Source organism: Serratia sp. FDAARGOS_506, from assembly GCF_003812745.1.
GTDB lineage: Bacteria > Pseudomonadota > Gammaproteobacteria > Enterobacterales > Enterobacteriaceae > Serratia.
The window spans coordinates 1,323,156-1,339,359 of the sequence record NZ_CP033831.1 but is presented as its reverse complement, the minus strand read 5'-3'; the positions used below and the strand labels follow the sequence as shown (position 1 = coordinate 1,339,359).

General features: G+C 60.7%; 15 protein-coding genes. 12 read left to right on the top strand and 3 right to left on the bottom strand.

Annotation, left to right across the window (positions count from 1 at the left end; genetic code table 11):
* Window positions 1-270: 270 nt before the first annotated feature.
* The 10 genes from EGY12_RS06605 (at window position 271) to EGY12_RS06560 (ending at window position 10,643) form a co-directional block, all read left to right on the top strand.
* The gene (locus EGY12_RS06605; protein ID WP_123892944.1) at window positions 271-1,503 is read left to right on the top strand and encodes an MFS transporter; all 1,233 of its coding nucleotides are present in this window, start codon (window positions 271-273) and stop codon (window positions 1,501-1,503) included.
* A 133-nt stretch (window positions 1,504-1,636) separates the two neighbouring features.
* Window positions 1,637-1,735: an ilv operon leader peptide gene (gene ilvL / locus EGY12_RS06600; protein ID WP_013814970.1), complete on the top strand. Its 99-nt coding sequence runs from the start codon at window positions 1,637-1,639 to the stop codon at window positions 1,733-1,735.
* A gap of 142 nt (window positions 1,736-1,877) precedes the next feature.
* On the top strand, window positions 1,878-3,524 hold the full coding sequence (gene ilvG, locus EGY12_RS06595; RefSeq protein WP_123892943.1) for an acetolactate synthase 2 catalytic subunit: 1,647 nt from the start codon (window positions 1,878-1,880) through the stop codon (window positions 3,522-3,524).
* Window positions 3,521-3,778 carry an acetolactate synthase 2 small subunit gene (gene ilvM / locus EGY12_RS06590; protein ID WP_004929955.1) on the top strand — a complete coding sequence of 86 codons (258 nt, stop codon included), beginning with the start codon at window positions 3,521-3,523 and terminating at the stop codon, window positions 3,776-3,778. Before ilvG ends, ilvM begins: the two co-directional genes overlap by 4 nt.
* A 23-nt stretch (window positions 3,779-3,801) precedes the next feature.
* The gene (locus EGY12_RS06585) at window positions 3,802-4,728 is read left to right on the top strand and encodes a branched-chain amino acid transaminase (protein WP_016930475.1); all 927 of its coding nucleotides are present in this window, start codon (window positions 3,802-3,804) and stop codon (window positions 4,726-4,728) included.
* A gap of 106 nt (window positions 4,729-4,834) precedes the next feature.
* Window positions 4,835-6,685 carry a dihydroxy-acid dehydratase gene (gene ilvD / locus EGY12_RS06580; protein ID WP_123892942.1) on the top strand — a complete coding sequence of 617 codons (1,851 nt, stop codon included), beginning with the start codon at window positions 4,835-4,837 and terminating at the stop codon, window positions 6,683-6,685.
* A gap of 4 nt (window positions 6,686-6,689) precedes the next feature.
* On the top strand, window positions 6,690-8,234 hold the full coding sequence (gene ilvA / locus EGY12_RS06575) for a threonine ammonia-lyase, biosynthetic (RefSeq protein WP_123892941.1): 1,545 nt from the start codon (window positions 6,690-6,692) through the stop codon (window positions 8,232-8,234).
* Between the two features lie 112 nt (window positions 8,235-8,346).
* Window positions 8,347-9,342: a hypothetical protein gene (locus EGY12_RS06570; protein WP_016930472.1), complete on the top strand. Its 996-nt coding sequence runs from the start codon at window positions 8,347-8,349 to the stop codon at window positions 9,340-9,342.
* Window positions 9,342-9,920: a hypothetical protein gene (locus EGY12_RS06565; RefSeq protein ID WP_123892940.1), complete on the top strand. Its 579-nt coding sequence runs from the start codon at window positions 9,342-9,344 to the stop codon at window positions 9,918-9,920. Before EGY12_RS06570 ends, EGY12_RS06565 begins: the two co-directional genes overlap by 1 nt.
* A 21-nt stretch (window positions 9,921-9,941) precedes the next feature.
* Window positions 9,942-10,643 carry a DUF2461 domain-containing protein gene (locus tag EGY12_RS06560; protein ID WP_123892939.1) on the top strand — a complete coding sequence of 234 codons (702 nt, stop codon included), beginning with the start codon at window positions 9,942-9,944 and terminating at the stop codon, window positions 10,641-10,643.
* A gap of 8 nt (window positions 10,644-10,651) precedes the next feature.
* Here EGY12_RS06560 and ilvY read toward each other — a convergent pair whose 3' ends face one another.
* The gene (gene ilvY, locus EGY12_RS06555; RefSeq protein ID WP_033636409.1) at window positions 10,652-11,542 is read right to left on the bottom strand and encodes an HTH-type transcriptional activator IlvY; all 891 of its coding nucleotides are present in this window, start codon (window positions 11,540-11,542) and stop codon (window positions 10,652-10,654) included.
* A gap of 168 nt (window positions 11,543-11,710) precedes the next feature.
* Here ilvY and ilvC point away from each other — a divergent pair, with 168 nt between their 5' ends.
* A complete protein-coding gene (ilvC, locus tag EGY12_RS06550; RefSeq protein WP_033636408.1) occupies window positions 11,711-13,186 on the top strand; it encodes a ketol-acid reductoisomerase in 1,476 nt (491 codons plus the stop codon).
* A 47-nt stretch (window positions 13,187-13,233) separates the two neighbouring features.
* Here the strand turns inward: ilvC and EGY12_RS06545 are convergent, their stop codons facing one another.
* Window positions 13,234-13,935 carry a LuxR family transcriptional regulator gene (locus EGY12_RS06545; RefSeq protein WP_123892938.1) on the bottom strand — a complete coding sequence of 234 codons (702 nt, stop codon included), beginning with the start codon at window positions 13,933-13,935 and terminating at the stop codon, window positions 13,234-13,236.
* A gap of 243 nt (window positions 13,936-14,178) precedes the next feature.
* Window positions 14,179-15,111, bottom strand: coding sequence for a sugar kinase (locus tag EGY12_RS06540; protein WP_123892937.1), 933 nt, complete (start codon window positions 15,109-15,111; stop codon window positions 14,179-14,181).
* Window positions 15,112-15,349: 238 nt separating this feature from the next.
* On the opposite strand from EGY12_RS06540, the gene pdeH reads away from it, so the two are divergent.
* On the top strand, window positions 15,350-16,141 hold the full coding sequence (pdeH, locus tag EGY12_RS06535) for a cyclic-guanylate-specific phosphodiesterase (RefSeq protein ID WP_123892936.1): 792 nt from the start codon (window positions 15,350-15,352) through the stop codon (window positions 16,139-16,141).
* The last annotated feature ends 63 nt before the right edge of the window (window positions 16,142-16,204 follow it).

The window sequence follows — 16,204 nt, the reverse complement described above, 5'->3', positions numbered from 1 at the left end:
CCCGGAGGTTCGCAGCTTAATTGCCGATTTTCATCTCAACGAATGAGGTTGTGCGATCTGTCTCGCAGCCTGCGGCAATACCCATTAACAATATCGCCGAAGGCTGCAACACATTAGCGGCCCAGACGCATTGCAACCATAGGCTTAATGGGTGTATTTAACAATTGATTAAAAGAAAAATCACTTCTTTAACAAACCCCGACCGCCGCCGCATTCTGCCCGGCAGCCGCTAAACCTCCTGACTTCGTACTCTACGGTAGGGATAACACTATGTTTGGTTGGACCCCGCTGCAACGCAATGCGGCAATCGCCAGCTTTTCAAGCTGGACGCTCGATGCTTTTGATTTTTTCGTGCTGGTATTCTTACTCAGCGATATCGCGCAATCCTTTCACGTCGGCCTGGAACAGGTGACGTTGGCGATTTTGCTCACGCTGGCGGTGCGACCGATCGGCGCGCTGATCTTCGGGCGTGCGGCGGAAAAATATGGCCGCAAGCCGATCCTGATGCTGAATATCGTCTTCTTCTCGGTGTTTGAGCTGCTCTCCGCCGCGGCGCCCTCGCTGACGGTCTTTTTGCTGTTGCGGGTGCTGTACGGGGTTGCGATGGGCGGTATCTGGGGCGTGGCGTCGTCGTTGGCGATGGAAACCATACCGGACCGCTCGCGCGGCCTGATGTCGGGCATTTTCCAGGCCGGCTATCCGTTCGGTTATCTGCTGGCGGCGGTGGTGTATGGCCTGCTGTTCGAAGCGGTCGGCTGGCGCGGCATGTTCGTTATCGGCGCGGCGCCGATCCTACTGCTGCCGTTTATTTATTATTGTGTGCAGGAGTCGCCGGTGTGGTTGGCGGCGCGTGAACGCAAAGAAAGCACCGCCTTGCTGCCGGTGTTGAAGAGCCACTGGAAGCTATGCTGCTATCTCGTGCTGTTGATGGCGGCGTTCAATTTCTTCTCCCACGGCACGCAAGACCTGTATCCGGTATTTTTGAAAGTTCAGCACGGTTTCGACCCTAAAACCGTCAGTATCATCGCCATAAGCTACAATATCGCGTCAATTATTGGCGGCGTTTTCTTTGGCTCGTTGTCGGAAAAGATCGGCCGTAAAAAAGCGATCATCATCGCCGCGCTGTTGGCGTTGCCGGTGATCCCGCTGTGGGCGTTTTCCAGCGGTTCGCTGATGCTCGGGATCGGCGCTTTCCTGATGCAGTTCATGGTACAGGGGGCCTGGGGCGTGATACCGACCTACCTGACCGAACTGGTGCCGGCCAATACCCGCGCGGTACTGCCGGGGTTCGTGTACCAGCTGGGTAACCTGATCGCCTCGGTCAACGCCACGCTGCAAGCCACCATCGCCGAGCATCATGGGCATAATTACGGCCTGGCGATGGCCATGGTTGCCGGGACGGTGGCGGTGGCGATCGCCCTGTTGGTGTTCTTCGGCAAGGATACGCGCGGCAAGGCGATCACCGACGCGGTGAAAAATCCGGGCATGCGCGCCAACGTGTGAAATGCGGGCGATTCGCGTGAGGTATGACCAGATTGCGCCGAATAATAACGCAAAAAAAGTGTTGTCATGTCGCGCGCGGCTGTGGTACCTCTGTAAGCATTAGTTCTGAATGAGCACAGTGAACAAACCCATTATGAAAGCCTTTGCCCAAGTGATTAGCCTAGTCGTGATTAGCGTGGTGGTGATTATTATCCCACCGTGCGGGGCTGCACTTGGACGAAGAAAGGCTTAGCAAACAAGCCGGAATCGCAAGAGAACCCCCGCACCGTCAGGTCCGGGGGTTTTTTATTGGCAAGAGAAAAGTGGAGCAAGGGGCAGAGCATGAGAAATAGAATAAAATCCTGCAGTTGTCGAAGTAAGGCGGGGAAATAACTATGAATGGCGCTCAGTGGGTAGTTCAAGCGTTGCGTGCGCAGGGGGTGGATACCGTATTCGGCTATCCGGGCGGGGCAATCATGCCGGTGTACGATGCGCTGTACGACGGCGGCGTGGAACACCTGCTGTGCCGCCATGAACAGGGTGCCGCGATGGCCGCCATCGGCTACGCTCGCGCCACCGGCAAAGTCGGTGTCTGTATCGCCACTTCTGGTCCCGGCGCCACCAACCTGATCACCGGCCTGGCTGATGCGTTGCTCGATTCTGTTCCCGTTGTCGCCATCACCGGTCAGGTGGGGTCCGCATTGATCGGCACCGATGCCTTTCAGGAGATCGATGTTCTCGGCCTGTCTCTGGCCTGCACCAAGCACAGTTTCCTGGTGGAATCGCTGGATGCCTTGCCGGGCATCATGGCGGAAGCTTTCGCCATCGCCGCTGGCGGCCGTCCCGGCCCGGTGCTGATCGATATCCCGAAAGACATCCAGCTGGCGCAGGGCGACTTGCACCCACATCTGATGCCGGTCGACGAAACGCCGGCGTTCCCAGCGGCGGCGTTGGCCGAAGCGGCTGAGCTGCTGGCGCAGGCGCATAAACCGATGCTGTACGTCGGCGGCGGCGTGGGCATGGCGCAGGCTGTGCCGGCGCTGCGCGAATTTGTCGCCGTGACCCGCATGCCGAACGTCGCCACCCTGAAGGGGCTGGGCGCACCGGATGCGCAAGATCCGTTGTACCTCGGCATGTTGGGCATGCATGGTGCCAAGGCCGCTAACCTGGCGGTACAGGAGTGTGATCTGCTGATCGCCGTCGGCGCGCGCTTCGATGACCGCGTGACCGGCAAACTGAACGCCTTCGCACCGCACGCCAAAGTGGTCCACATGGATATCGATCCGGCGGAGATGAGCAAGCTGCGCCAGGCACATGTCGCCCTGCAGGGGGATTTAAAAACGTTGTTGCCGGCGTTGCAGCGCCCGCTGAACATCGCCGCTTGGCGTCAGCGGGTAACGGCGCTGAAAGCCGATCACGCCTGCCGCTACGATCACCCCGGCCAGCCGATCTACGCGCCGCTGTTCTTGCGCCAGCTGTCCGAACGTAAGCCGGCCAACAGCGTGGTGACCACCGACGTGGGTCAGCACCAAATGTGGAGCGCGCAGCACATGACGTTCGAACGCCCGGAGAATTTCATCACCTCCAGCGGCCTCGGCACCATGGGGTTCGGCGTGCCGGCGGCGGTTGGGGCCCAGATCGCGCGTCCGCAAGATACGGTGATCTGCGTCTCGGGCGATGGCTCCTTCATGATGAACGTTCAGGAGCTGGGCACCATCAAGCGCAAACAGCTGCCGCTCAAGATCGTGCTGCTGGACAACCAGCGTCTCGGGATGGTGCGCCAGTGGCAGCAGCTGTTCTTCGACGGCCGCTACAGCGAAACCAACCTGTCCGATAACCCCGACTTCCTGATGCTGGCCGCCGCCTTCGGCATCCCCGGCCAGCGCATCAGCCGCAAGGATCAGGTGGAGGGCGCGCTCGAGGCGCTGTTCAACACCGAAGGCCCTTATCTGCTGCAGGTCTCTATCGACGAACTTGAAAACGTCTGGCCGCTGGTGCCGCCCGGCGCCGGCAACGAAACCATGTTGGAGGAAATATCATGATGCAGCATCAACTCTCAATCCAGGCGCGTTTTCGCCCCGAAATGTTAGAGCGCGTATTGCGGGTCGTGCGTCATCGCGGCTTTCAGGTTTGTGCTATGAATATGGTTTCTCCGGCCAACGCCGACAGCATCAATATCGAATTGACCGTTGCCAGTCCGCGTCCGGTCGCCCTGTTGTCATCTCAATTAAGCAAACTGATGGACGTCTCCTGCGTCGAGATCCAGCAGCCAACATCACAACAAATACGCGCCTGAGGCGCCGAGAAGGATAAATAACAATGACAAAGAAAGCCGATTACATTTGGTTCAATGGTGAGATGGTTCCTTGGGCCGAGGCCAAAGTGCACGTGATGTCGCATGCGCTGCATTATGGTACGTCGGTGTTTGAAGGGGTACGCTGCTATGACTCGCACTTGGGGCCGGTGGTGTTCCGTCATCGCGAACACATGCAGCGCCTGCACGACTCGGCGAAAATCTACCGCATGCCGGTTTCGCAAAGCGTCGACGAGCTGATGGAAGCCTGCCGTGCCACGCTGCGCAAGAACAATCTGGTCAGTGCCTACATTCGCCCGCTGGTGTTCGTCGGCGATGTCGGTATGGGCGTCAACCCGCCGGCCGGTTACAAAACGGACGTGATTATCGCGGCGTTTCCTTGGGGCGCTTATCTGGGTGAAGAAGCGTTGGATCAAGGCATCGATGCGATGGTCTCCTCCTGGCACCGCGTCGCACCAAACACGATCCCCACTGCGGCCAAGGCCGGCGGCAATTATCTTTCCTCCCTGTTGGTGGGCAGCGAAGCGCGCCGCCACGGCTATCAGGAAGGTATCGCGCTCGACGTGCACGGCTACATTTCCGAAGGGGCGGGCGAGAACCTGTTTGAAGTGAAAGACGGCGTGCTCTATACCCCGCCGTTCACCTCTTCGGCGCTGCCGGGCATCACCCGCGACGCGATCATCAAGCTGGCGAAAGACATGGGCTTCGAAGTGCGTGAGCAGGTGCTGTCGCGCGAATCGCTGTACCTGGCCGACGAAGTGTTCATGTCCGGCACCGCGGCGGAGATCACGCCGGTGCGCAGCGTGGACGGCATTCAGGTCGGCATCGGTAAATGCGGCCCGGTGACCAAACAGATCCAACAGGCGTTCTTCGGCCTGTTCAGCGGCAAGACAGAAGACAAATACGGCTGGCTGGATCCGGTAAATCCTTAACGAAAAGGTTCGCCGCGCCGCGTGGCGGATGACAAGACAGACAAGATAAGAATATCCAGGCGGTTCGTTCGCCGCCTGTCATAAATACATTTGGAGTGAAAAGAGCATGCCTAAGTACCGTTCCGCCACCACTACCCACGGCCGCAATATGGCGGGTGCCCGCGCATTGTGGCGCGCGACCGGGATGACCGACGCCGATTTCGGCAAGCCGATCATCGCCGTGGTCAACTCCTTTACCCAGTTCGTGCCGGGCCACGTGCATCTGCGCGATCTGGGCAAACTGGTCGCCGAACAGATCGAAGCTTCCGGCGGCGTGGCCAAAGAATTCAACACCATCGCGGTGGATGACGGCATCGCCATGGGCCACGGCGGCATGCTCTATTCCCTGCCGTCGCGCGAGCTGATCGCCGACTCGGTCGAATACATGGTGAATGCCCACTGCGCCGACGCGATGGTGTGCATCTCCAACTGCGACAAGATCACCCCGGGTATGCTGATGGCGGCGTTGCGCCTGAATATCCCGGTGATCTTCGTCTCCGGCGGCCCGATGGAAGCCGGCAAGACCAAACTCTCCAACCAGATCATCAAGCTGGATCTGGTGGATGCGATGATCCAGGGGGCGAACCCGAACGTCAGCGACGCCGACAGCGAGCAGATCGAGCGTTCCGCCTGCCCGACCTGCGGTTCCTGCTCCGGCATGTTCACCGCCAACTCGATGAACTGCCTGACCGAAGCGCTGGGCCTGTCGCAGCCGGGCAATGGCTCGCTGCTGGCCACCCACGCCGATCGCAAAGCGCTGTTCCTCAACGCCGGCAAGCGCATCGTTGAGCTGACCAAACGCTATTACGAGCAGGATGACGAGAGCGCGCTGCCGCGCAATATCGCCAACAAGGCGGCGTTTGAGAACGCCATGACGCTGGACATCGCCATGGGCGGCTCGACCAACACCGTGCTGCACCTGCTGGCTTCGGCGCAGGAAGGCGAGGTGGACTTCACCATGGAGGACATCGATCGCCTGTCGCGCCAGGTGCCGCACCTGTGCAAGGTGGCGCCGAGCACGCAGAAATACCATATGGAAGACGTGCACCGCGCCGGCGGCGTCATCGGCATCCTCGGCGAGCTGGATCGCGCCGGCTTGCTGAACCGCGAGGTGAACAACGTGCTGGGGTTGACCCTGCCGCAGACGCTGGAAGCCTACGACGTGATGCTGACCCGCGACGAAAGCGTCAAGAAAATGTACTCCGCCGGGCCGGCCGGTATCCGCACCACGCAGGCATTTTCTCAGGACTGCCGCTGGGATTCGCTGGACACCGACCGCAAAGAAGGCTGCATCCGCACCCGTGAGCACGCCTACAGTCAGGACGGCGGGTTGGCGGTGCTGTACGGCAACCTGGCGGAAAACGGCTGTATTGTCAAAACCGCCGGCGTAGACAAGGAAATCCTCACCTTCCGTGGCCCGGCCAAAGTGTACGAAAGCCAGGATGATGCGGTAGAAGCGATCCTCGGCGGCAAAGTGGTGGCGGGCGACGTGGTCGTTATCCGTTACGAAGGGCCGAAAGGCGGGCCGGGCATGCAGGAGATGCTCTATCCGACCACCTACCTGAAGTCGATGGGGCTGGGCAAGGCGTGTGCGCTGATCACCGACGGGCGTTTCTCCGGCGGCACCTCCGGGTTGTCCATCGGCCACGCCTCGCCGGAAGCGGCCAACGGCGGCCTGATCGCCCTGGTGCAGGACGGCGACATGATCGCGATCGACATTCCTCATCGCGGCATCCAGCTGGATGTCAGCGAGCAGGAGCTGGCGGCGCGGCATGAGGCAGAGCTGGCGCGCGGCGACGCGGCCTGGACGCCGAAAAACCGTGAACGTCAGGTATCCTTCGCGCTGCGCGCCTACGCCTCGTTGGCCACCAGCGCCGACAAAGGCGCGGTGCGCGACAAGAGCAAACTGGGGGGATAACGACATGGCGGTCTCTCAACCCCTACCCAGCGCCCCCTGCGGCGCGGAATATCTGCGAGCGGTACTACGCTCGCCGGTCTACGAGGTGGCGCAGGTCACCCCGTTGCAAGCCATGAGCAAAATCTCTTCGCGCCTCGGCAACACCATTTTGGTGAAGCGCGAAGATCGCCAGCCGGTGCACAGCTTCAAGTTGCGCGGGGCCTATGCGATGATCGCCGGGTTGGGCGAAGAGCAAAAGGCGCGCGGCGTCGTGACGGCTTCGGCCGGCAACCATGCGCAGGGCGTCGCCTTCTCCGGTAAGCGGCTGGGCATCAAAACGCTGATCGTGATGCCGGTCTCCACCGCGGACATCAAGGTCGATGCGGTGCGCGGCTTCGGCGGAGAGGTGTTGCTGCACGGCGCCAATTTCGACGAGGCCAAAGCGAAGGCGATCGAGCTTTCCCAGCAGCAGGGTATGACCTTCGTGCCGCCGTTCGATCATCCGACGGTGATTGCCGGGCAGGGCACGCTGGCGATGGAGCTGCTGCAGCAAGACGCGCATCTGGATCGGGTTTTCGTGCCGGTCGGCGGCGGCGGCCTGGCCGCCGGGGTGGCGGTGCTGATCAAACAGCTGATGCCGCAGATCAAAGTGATCGGCGTCGAAGCGGAAGACTCCGCCTGCCTGCGCGCGGCGCTGGATGCCGGCCATCCGGTGGATCTGGCGCGCGTCGGGCTGTTCGCCGAAGGCGTGGCGGTGAAGCGTATCGGCGACGAAACCTTCCGCCTGTGCCGTGAATATCTGGACGACGTGATCACCGTAGACAGCGACGCCATCTGCGCGGCGGTCAAAGATCTGTTCGAGGACGTGCGTGCCATTGCCGAACCTTCCGGCGCGCTGGCGCTGGCAGGGCTGAAAAAGTACGTCCAGCAGCACAACATTCAAGGCGAACGTCTGGCGCACGTGCTGTCCGGCGCCAACCTCAACTTCCACGGGTTGCGCTACGTTTCAGAGCGTTGCGAACTGGGCGAACAGCGCGAAGCGCTGCTGGCGGTAACCATTCCGGAACAGCAGGGCAGCTTCCTCAAGTTCTGCCAACTGCTGGGCGGCCGCTCGGTGACCGAATTCAACTATCGCTACGCCGATGCCGACAACGCCTGCATTTTTGTCGGCGTGCGCCTGACGCGCGGCCACGCCGAACGGCGGGAGATCATCGACGAGCTCAACGCCGGTGGCTATCAGGTGGTGGATCTGTCAGACGACGAGATGGCCAAACTGCACGTGCGCTACATGGTGGGCGGGCGTCCGTCGAAGCCGCTGCGCGAACGGCTGTACAGCTTTGAGTTTCCAGAGTCGCCGGGCGCGCTGCTGAAGTTCCTGCAGACGCTGGGTACGCACTGGAACATTTCCCTGTTCCACTATCGCAGTCACGGCACCGACTTCGGCCGGGTATTGGCGGCCTTCGAACTGGCGCAGTCCGAGCCGGAATTCGAGCGGCACCTGCAGGCGCTGGGCTACGATTGCCACGACGAAACCGACAACCCGGCGTTCCGCTTCTTTTTGCAGGGGTGAGCCGGATTGATAAGCAACCGTGACGCGTTAGTCAGTTTATAGGTTGCATGGTTGTGATTTTGTCGTGCATTTTTATACTGCCAAGACTTCTGACGTATAGGGATGCACGACAATGAAAACCGCTTTTTCTACGCCGTTCGGTTCTCCCGAAGACGACTTGACCAACGCCGAATTTGCCCGCCTGTTGGGCAATGCCGGGGTACAAGAGTTCTATCGCGATATTAATCTGCAAGCCTTGCAGGACTCGCTGGACTGCAGCCTCGCTTTTCATGGCGTGGGCATTATTTTTTCCGACGGGCAAAACTCATTTTTAGTCCGCCCGACGCAGCACACCGGTTATTCGAACGCTTCGCAGGTTACCCACGTGGTCATCAGCAAAACGGTGGCTCATACCTCGCGCGTTGCCGCGACCAATACGCTGTCGGAAGCGTTGAGCAAACCCAGCGTCAGCAAAGAGTTGGCCTCGGCCGCGCTGTCGTGCGGAACGCTGCTGGTATCGGTATTTTTACTGGCGTCGGGCAGCGTCGCCGTGCCGTTTACCGGCGGCACCAGCTCCGCGGTGGCTTATCTGGGCTATGCCGGCATGGCCGCCAGCGCGCTGCAGTGCGGCAATGGGCTATACCGCGTCAACAAGCTTTATGACGGAAAAGGCGATGAATTGGCTCAGCTCGACTCTGAGCAGTGGTATATCGCCACCAGTACCGTGCTCGATGTGATCTCGCTGGCCAGTGCGGGGGCCGCCCTGAAGGAAGCGACGATGACCTACCGCGCCATGCGCCGCATTTCGGCGCGCAAGGCGACGGAATGGCTGAAAAGCATGCCCCGCAGCGAAAGGAAGCGGCTGACCGAAAACATCATTCGGGCGGAAAACCCGGGGATTTCCAATAACGTCTTGAAAGAGATGGTGAAGAATGGCTTATACCCGAAGCGCTATCCGACGGAAGCGATCCAAAATGGGCTGCGTCAACAATTGCATTCGGCGCTCAATAACTCATTGACGTTCGTGGGCAGCGGCATCAGCGGCACCCTGTCTGCGCCGGTGAATGTGAAAACCACCGGGCAGTATTTTGTGGGCATTATGCAGAAATTGCCGCAGATGGTGAGGTAATGGCGGACTGGATGATTAAACGCCTGATCGTGCAGGGCCGGGAGATGGAACGCCAAATCGCGGCGCGCGATCGCGCACTTTTCGCCGGCGTGGATGCGCAGCTTGAGCAGCATTTCCTGACGCCGGGGCAGCGGCTGTCGCCGCCGGGCGTCGGCAACGTTATGTTGCTGATGGTATGCCTGACGTTGGGGCTGGCGGGCGTGATGGGCCTGGCCACGGACGTGGCGGCCGCCTGGAGCGGCAAGACCTCCGCCGCCGTTCTCATGGGCAGCGGCGCGATCGTGGCGGTGTGGATGACGCTGATCCTGTTCCAACTGGTGCAGGGTAAAAACAGCGGGGTGGTATTGCTGCAATATTACCTTGGCATGCTCGGTCTGTGTTGCCTCGGCGCCGCGGCGGCGTGGGCGGCGGGCATGATCGGCATCGCCACCGGCGCCCTGCTGCTGGGGGGCGCAGTTGGCGGGGCGCTGTTCAGCAACCGGGCGGCGTTCTACCTGTATGTCGCTTATTTCCGCACGCGTCGGCGCGTGTTTATCAAACGCCGTTGGCAGAGGGAAGATCTGCGCAACACCCGATAAACCGTCAGAACGGAAAAACTTATGACGCAACCTTTCTCCGGCTTTAGTCAGCAGGGCCTGAATTTCCTGCAGCAGGTGCGGATCGAGAACGATAAGGCGTGGTTCGACGGCAACCGCGATATCTACGATCGCGAGCTGCTGGCGCCGTTTCGCGCGCTGGTGGAGCAACTGGCCCCCGGCATGCTGGCGATCGATCCGCAGTTCGAGACTCGCCCGGCGATCGGCAAAACGCTGTCGCGCATTCATCGCGACACGCGCTTTTCTCATGACAAATCGCGCTACCGTAGCCGCATGTGGCTGACGTTCAAACGTCCGAGCAAAGACTGGAAAGACGCGCCGGTCTACTTTTTCGAACTGGGGCCGGACATGTTGCGCTATGGGCTCGGCTACTACAGCGCCAACAAGCCGACCATGGATCTGTTCCGCCATACGTTGAGGCAGCGGCCGCAGCCTTTCCTTGAGGTGGCCGCCTGTTGCCGGCCGCCGTTCGAGCTGGTGGGGGAGAGCTACAAGCGCCCGCTGGTGAAGGAACAGGCGGCGGAGATCGCCACCTGGTACAACCGCAAGTCGTTTGCGGTGATGGTGACCGACAGCGAAGTGGAAAAGCTGTTCAGCGCCGATCTGGTGCCGCTGCTGGCCGGGGCATTTTTGCAGCTTGAGCCGCTCTACCACTGGCTGATGCAGGTAGAGGCGATGAAGCAGGTCGATCCGGCGGATCTGTAAATCTCGCGTCAGCGGGGATGCAGCAGGCGCCAAAAGGCGTCGATCAGCGGATCGCTGAGGCGCTTTTTCTGGACGCAGACCCCCAGCTCGAACGGTTCGACCATCGAGATATTATCCAGCTGCGAGATGCGGTTGCGTACCGGCTCCGGGCTGTTGTCCACCACCACGCTCGGGATCAGCGCGATGCCGCAGCCCAAAGCGACCATCGACACGATGGCTTCGTGGCCGCCGACGGTGGCGTAAATCAGCGGATTGCTGATGCGGTGGCGGCGGAACCACAGCTCGATGCGTTTTCGCGAAGGGCCGTGCTCCGGCAAGATGAAGGGGATCTCGGCCCAGTCGGGCCTGTCGGCGAACGCCTGGCTGCGCACCGCACAGGGCAGCGCCGGCGCGATCAGCACCAGCGGGATTTCGCCGATTTTGGTGAACGCCACGCTGGCGGGCAGCGTTTCCGGCCGGCCGGCGATGCCGAGATCGGCCTCGTTGGACTGCACCTTGTCGACCGCGTCGGCGGCGTCGCCGGTGGTCAGCTTAATCTCGACCAGCGGGTGCTGCGCGCGGAAGCGATCGAGGATTGGCGGCAGGTGGCTGTACGCCGCGGTCACCGAGCAGAACAGCCGCAGTTCACCGCTCAGCGAAGGGCCATGCTGGCCGAGCGAGTGCTTCAGCTGCTGATATTGCAGCAGCGTTTGCTGGGCGAATTCTTTCAGCTGTTCGCCGGCGTCGGTCAACTGCACGGTGCGGTTGTCGCGCAGGAACAGCGGCTGCCCGAGGATCTCTTCCAGCCGCTGTATCTGGCGGGAGAGCGTCGACGGACTGACGTGCATCGCCTTGGCGGTGCGCCCGAAGTGATGGCTTTCGGCCAGGTGCAGGAACAGCTTTAAATCACGTAAATCCATATCGATACGCTCGCAGTGAGAGTGTTGCATAAATTGCAATACCACGTTCTCAATATATCAATTTAAGCAACGCATTTCCTGTTATACATTGAGTTTAACGAATCTCCGCACAGACAGGGCGGGGAATGAAAATAACAATGCAAGACAACATCAAACCGGAGTACCACCATGGCTAACTATTTCAACACATTGAACCTGCGTCAGCAGCTGGCGCAATTGGGTAAATGCCGCTTTATGGCGCGCGACGAATTTGCTGACGAAGCCGGCTACCTGAAAGGTAAAAAAGTGGTGATTGTCGGCTGTGGCGCCCAGGGGCTGAACCAGGGGCTGAACATGCGCGATTCCGGTCTGGATGTCGCCTATGCCCTGCGCAAAGAAGCGATCGACGAGAAGCGCGCTTCCTGGCGCAAGGCGACCGAAAACGGCTTTAAGGTCGGCACCTACGAAGACCTGATCCCGCAGGCGGATCTGGTGGTCAACCTGACGCCGGACAAGCAGCACTCTTCCGTGGTGCGTGCGGTGCAGCCGCTGATGAAAGACGGCGCAGCACTGGGTTACTCCCACGGCTTCAACATCGTTGAAGTGGGTGAGCAGGTGCGTAAAGACATCACCGTGGTGATGGTCGCGCCGAAATGCCCAGGCACCGAAGTGCGTGAAGAGTACAAGCGCGGCTTCGGCGTGCCGACACTGATTGCGGTTCACCCGGAAAACGATCCGAAAGGCGAAGGCATGGCGATTGCCAAGGCCTGGGCGGCGGCCACCGGCGGCCACCGCGCCGGCGTGCTGGAGTCCTCCTTCGTGGCCGAAGTGAAATCCGACCTGATGGGCGAGCAGACCATTCTGTGTGGCATGCTGCAGGCGGGTTCGCTGCTGTGCTTCGACAAGCTGGTTGCTGAGGGCACCGATCCGGCTTACGCCGAGAAACTGATTCAGTTCGGCTGGGAAACCATCACTGAAGCGCTGAAGCAGGGCGGCATCACGCTGATGATGGATCGCCTGTCCAACCCGGCCAAGCTGCGTGCCTATGCGCTGTCCGAACAGCTGAAAACCATCATGGCACCGCTGTTCCAGAAGCACATGGACGACATCATCTCCGGCGCGTTCTCCAGCGGCATGATGGCCGACTGGGCGGAAGACGACGTGAAATTGCTGACCTGGCGCGAAGAGACCGGCAAAACCGCGTTCGAGAATGCGCCGCAGTTTGAAGGCAAAATCAGCGAGCAAGAGTACTTCGATCACGGCGTGCTGATGGTGGCGATGGTGAAAGCGGGCGTTGAGCTGGCGTTCGAAACCATGGTCGATGCCGGCATCATCGAAGAGTCGGCTTACTACGAGTCGCTGCACGAGCTGCCGCTGATTGCCAACACCATTGCGCGCAAGCGTCTGTATGAAATGAACGTGGTTATCTCCGATACCGCAGAGTACGGCAACTACCTGTTCGCCAATGCGGCGGTGCCGCTGCTGAAGGATTTCATGACCACCCTGCAGGCGGGCGATTTGGGCAAAGCCGTGGCGGGTACGGCGGTGGACAACGCGCAGCTGCGCGACGTGAACGAAGCGGTGCGCAGCCACCCTATCGAAACCGTCGGCCGCAAACTGCGTGGCTACATGACCGACATGAAACGCATCGCCGTTGCAGGTTGATTTTCCGCAAGATAAAGCACAAAAAGCCGGCTGCGAAGCCGGTTTTTTTATGCCTCCGGCGGTGCGATCAGCTGCCGTTCAAGGCAGCGCCGGATCGCGTGCTTGGCGTTCACGACCCCCAGCTTACGCACCGCATTGCCGATGTGAAACTTCACCGTGCCGGTTTTGATCCCCAGTATCAGCGCGATCTCATGGTAGGTTTTGCCCTGGCTGGCCCAATAGATAATTTCTCCTTCGCGCGGCGAGAGCCGCTTTGTCCGGCTCGCCTCGTCGCCGGCCAAGGTCAGCGCGTGCTGGTGGGTATCGACCAATACCATCTGCAGGCTGGCCCTCTCGTCTTCCATCAGCTGCCGCAGTTCGGCGTCATCGGCCGCCGTGGCGCTGATCGACAAGATCGCCAGGTTATTGTCGTGATCGTGCAAAACAAAGCTGCAGCCGTGCACGATGTCGTACTCCCTCGCCTGGCTGAAGATCTTCCGGTAATGCCGATCCTCGGTGGTGAGGGGGGTATCGTGCCACATAAAGGGCGCGCAGCGGTTATGGGCGGCGCGGACGACGGGGTCGATGCGCTGATAGTGATTGGCGCTGTAGATGTCCAGCCATTCTTGCGGGTAGCTTGATACCAGCAGATGGCGATCGGGATGGTGTTTGTTGAAGGTCAAATAAGCGTATTTGAATTGGCTGAAGGCATGCAGCCGGCCGTCAAGATGCAGTCTTGCGGCGACGGCGTTGGCGAATGCGACGGCCATCGGTAACCTCCCTGTCGTTCGGCAGCTCAGCCCGACCTGCACCAAAGTCCAGCTAGTCAGTGCGGCGGATTGAAATTTATACTCGGCTAATAAATCCAAAAAGGCGGCAATGCCAAGACCCGAGCTTAGCAGCTCTGGGCAGAAATAAGCCAACGCCAGGGAAATTCTTTCAATCATCCTCTCATCAATGCTTCCGGGATCCATTGCGCGGCGGCGGGGTAGCCTCGCCGCCCGCCTTATTGGCTATGCGGGCATCGCCGCGGCGGGAATGATGGCGCCGCGATGTTGGATCACCGTCGCGGCGAGCAGGTGGCCGCGCTGCGCCGCCTGCTGGGCGCTGCCGCCGTTCAGGCGTACCGCCAGGTAACCGGCGCTGAAAGAGTCGCCCGCTGCAGTGGTATCCACCACCCGTGCCGGCGGCAGCGCGATCGCCGGTATCTCAAGCCACTCTCCCTCCTCGCTGAACACCAGACAGGCATCTGCGCCGCGTTTGATAACGATCTCGCCGACGCCGAGCGCCTGCGTGCGTGCCACCACCTGTGCAACCGGCTGCGCGCCCCACAGCAACTCTTCGTCATCCAGCGTCAGGAAGGCGATGTCGGTGCAGGCCAGCACCTCTCGGTAGGCCTGCTGCGTTTCCTCACGGCTTTGCCACAGGCGCGGGCGGTAGTTGTTGTCGAAGATAACCTGGCCGCCGTTGGCGCGGCAGCGGCGCAACAGCGCCAGCAGCTTCGTGCGGTCGGCAGGCGTGAGGATCGCCAGGCTAATGCCGCTGAGGTACAGGTAGTCGAACTGCGCCAGCCGGGCGCACAGTGCGTCGGCCTGGGGGCCTGCAAGCCAATACCGGGCGGCGGCGTCGTTGCGCCAGTAGTAAAAGGTGCGTTCGCCGGCGGCGTCGGTTTCGATCACGTACAGGCCAGGCAGTTTGTTTTCCAACTGTTGGATCAGCCCGATTTCGATCTTCTCCTGCCGCCAGGCCTGCAGCATCTCGCCGCTGAAACTGTCGGTGCCGAGTGCGGTGACGTAATGCACCTGCAGCGCCTGTTCCGGCATTTGGCGGGCGAGGTAGACGGCGGTGTTGAGGGTATCGCCGCCAAAGCCGCGCGTCAGCTGTGCGCCCTGCTGCGACAGCTCGATCATGCATTCGCCGATCACGGCGAGATTTCGGATAGTCATCGTCAATAAGCCCTGGCTAAAGAAGAAGCAACAGCCGTCAGTCTCCACGCAAGGCGGTGAGGGAGTCAATAAATTAAAACAGTGTTTTAATTTTTTATGATCGCGATCGGTCAATGCCAACGGAGCGAAGGGGAAAGCGTGCGGCAATTCGTGTTTAAAGTTTTATACGGCGCTGCCGATAAGCTGGGTAAAGAAACAGCGGCAGCGCTCTCACTTCCCCGCCACGGCGATAGTACCGATGATAACCAACCTGATCTCGGGTCTGCTGGCGCCCTGTTTTGCCCTCTATGCCTGCGCCAAATCGCGGCGTTACTGGCGGCAATGCCGGCGCTTGTATACCTTCCAGCCGATTTATCGCACCAGCGGCGCGCTGCTGGCGGTGGAACTGCTGACGGCGGTATATCACCCGAATGAGCCGGACAAACGGCAATCCCCGGAGCATTATTTTGCCTCGCTCGGCGTCGCCCAGCGTTTACGGGTGATCCAGGAACAGCTGGCGCTGTTGCAGCGCTGGCAGGCGTTGTTCATTCGCCACGCGGTGATGGTGTCGGTCAATATCGACGGCATCGCGCTGCAAGCGTTGCAGCGTCATAGCGAGTTGCAACGGCAGATCGCCGAGATGCCCTATCTGCGCTTCGAGCTGGTGGAGCACGCCGAAACGGCGTTAAACAGCCCGTTGCAGCAGATCGTCGGTGGCGAACGGCTGTGGCTGGACGATTTTGGCAGCGGGCTGGCCAACTTCTCCGCCGTCGGTGCCTGGCGCTATCAATACATCAAGGTGGCGCGCGAGTTGTTCACCTTGCTCAAACAGTCGGAAGAGGGCGTGCAGCTGCTCGGCACCCTGATCAAGATGATGAACCAGCACAGCGACGGCGTGATCGTCGAGGGCGTTGAAACCGAGCAGGAGTGGCGGCTGGTGCAGCGTTCCGGTGCGTTGGCCGCGCAAGGTTACTATCTTTCCCGCCCGGCGTGCTTCGAAACCCTGCACAGCGTACCGACGCTGTTCGCCGCGCCCGGCGCGCCGGCGTGAACTCCGGCCTATCCTCAGCTAGGCTTAAACGGGGCTGCCCATTCCTTTTCCGTTCATTCGGCA

What these genes read in the sequence shown, in the direction of transcription:
- EGY12_RS06605 (WP_123892944.1), top strand. Translation starts at nt 271, where the DNA reads ATGTTTGGTTGGACCCCGCTGCAACGCAATGCGGCAATCGCCAGCTTT.
- ilvL (WP_013814970.1), top strand. Translation starts at nt 1,637, where the DNA reads ATGAAAGCCTTTGCCCAAGTGATTAGCCTAGTCGTGATTAGCGTGGTG.
- ilvG (WP_123892943.1), top strand. Translation starts at nt 1,878, where the DNA reads ATGAATGGCGCTCAGTGGGTAGTTCAAGCGTTGCGTGCGCAGGGGGTG.
- ilvM (WP_004929955.1), top strand. Translation starts at nt 3,521, where the DNA reads ATGATGCAGCATCAACTCTCAATCCAGGCGCGTTTTCGCCCCGAAATG.
- EGY12_RS06585 (WP_016930475.1), top strand. Translation starts at nt 3,802, where the DNA reads ATGACAAAGAAAGCCGATTACATTTGGTTCAATGGTGAGATGGTTCCT.
- ilvD (WP_123892942.1), top strand. Translation starts at nt 4,835, where the DNA reads ATGCCTAAGTACCGTTCCGCCACCACTACCCACGGCCGCAATATGGCG.
- ilvA (WP_123892941.1), top strand. Translation starts at nt 6,690, where the DNA reads ATGGCGGTCTCTCAACCCCTACCCAGCGCCCCCTGCGGCGCGGAATAT.
- EGY12_RS06570 (WP_016930472.1), top strand. Translation starts at nt 8,347, where the DNA reads ATGAAAACCGCTTTTTCTACGCCGTTCGGTTCTCCCGAAGACGACTTG.
- EGY12_RS06565 (WP_123892940.1), top strand. Translation starts at nt 9,342, where the DNA reads ATGGCGGACTGGATGATTAAACGCCTGATCGTGCAGGGCCGGGAGATG.
- EGY12_RS06560 (WP_123892939.1), top strand. Translation starts at nt 9,942, where the DNA reads ATGACGCAACCTTTCTCCGGCTTTAGTCAGCAGGGCCTGAATTTCCTG.
- ilvY (WP_033636409.1), bottom strand. Translation starts at nt 11,542, where the DNA reads ATGGATTTACGTGATTTAAAGCTGTTCCTGCACCTGGCCGAAAGCCAT.
- ilvC (WP_033636408.1), top strand. Translation starts at nt 11,711, where the DNA reads ATGGCTAACTATTTCAACACATTGAACCTGCGTCAGCAGCTGGCGCAA.
- EGY12_RS06545 (WP_123892938.1), bottom strand. Translation starts at nt 13,935, where the DNA reads ATGGCCGTCGCATTCGCCAACGCCGTCGCCGCAAGACTGCATCTTGAC.
- EGY12_RS06540 (WP_123892937.1), bottom strand. Translation starts at nt 15,111, where the DNA reads ATGACTATCCGAAATCTCGCCGTGATCGGCGAATGCATGATCGAGCTG.
- pdeH (WP_123892936.1), top strand. Translation starts at nt 15,350, where the DNA reads ATGATAACCAACCTGATCTCGGGTCTGCTGGCGCCCTGTTTTGCCCTC.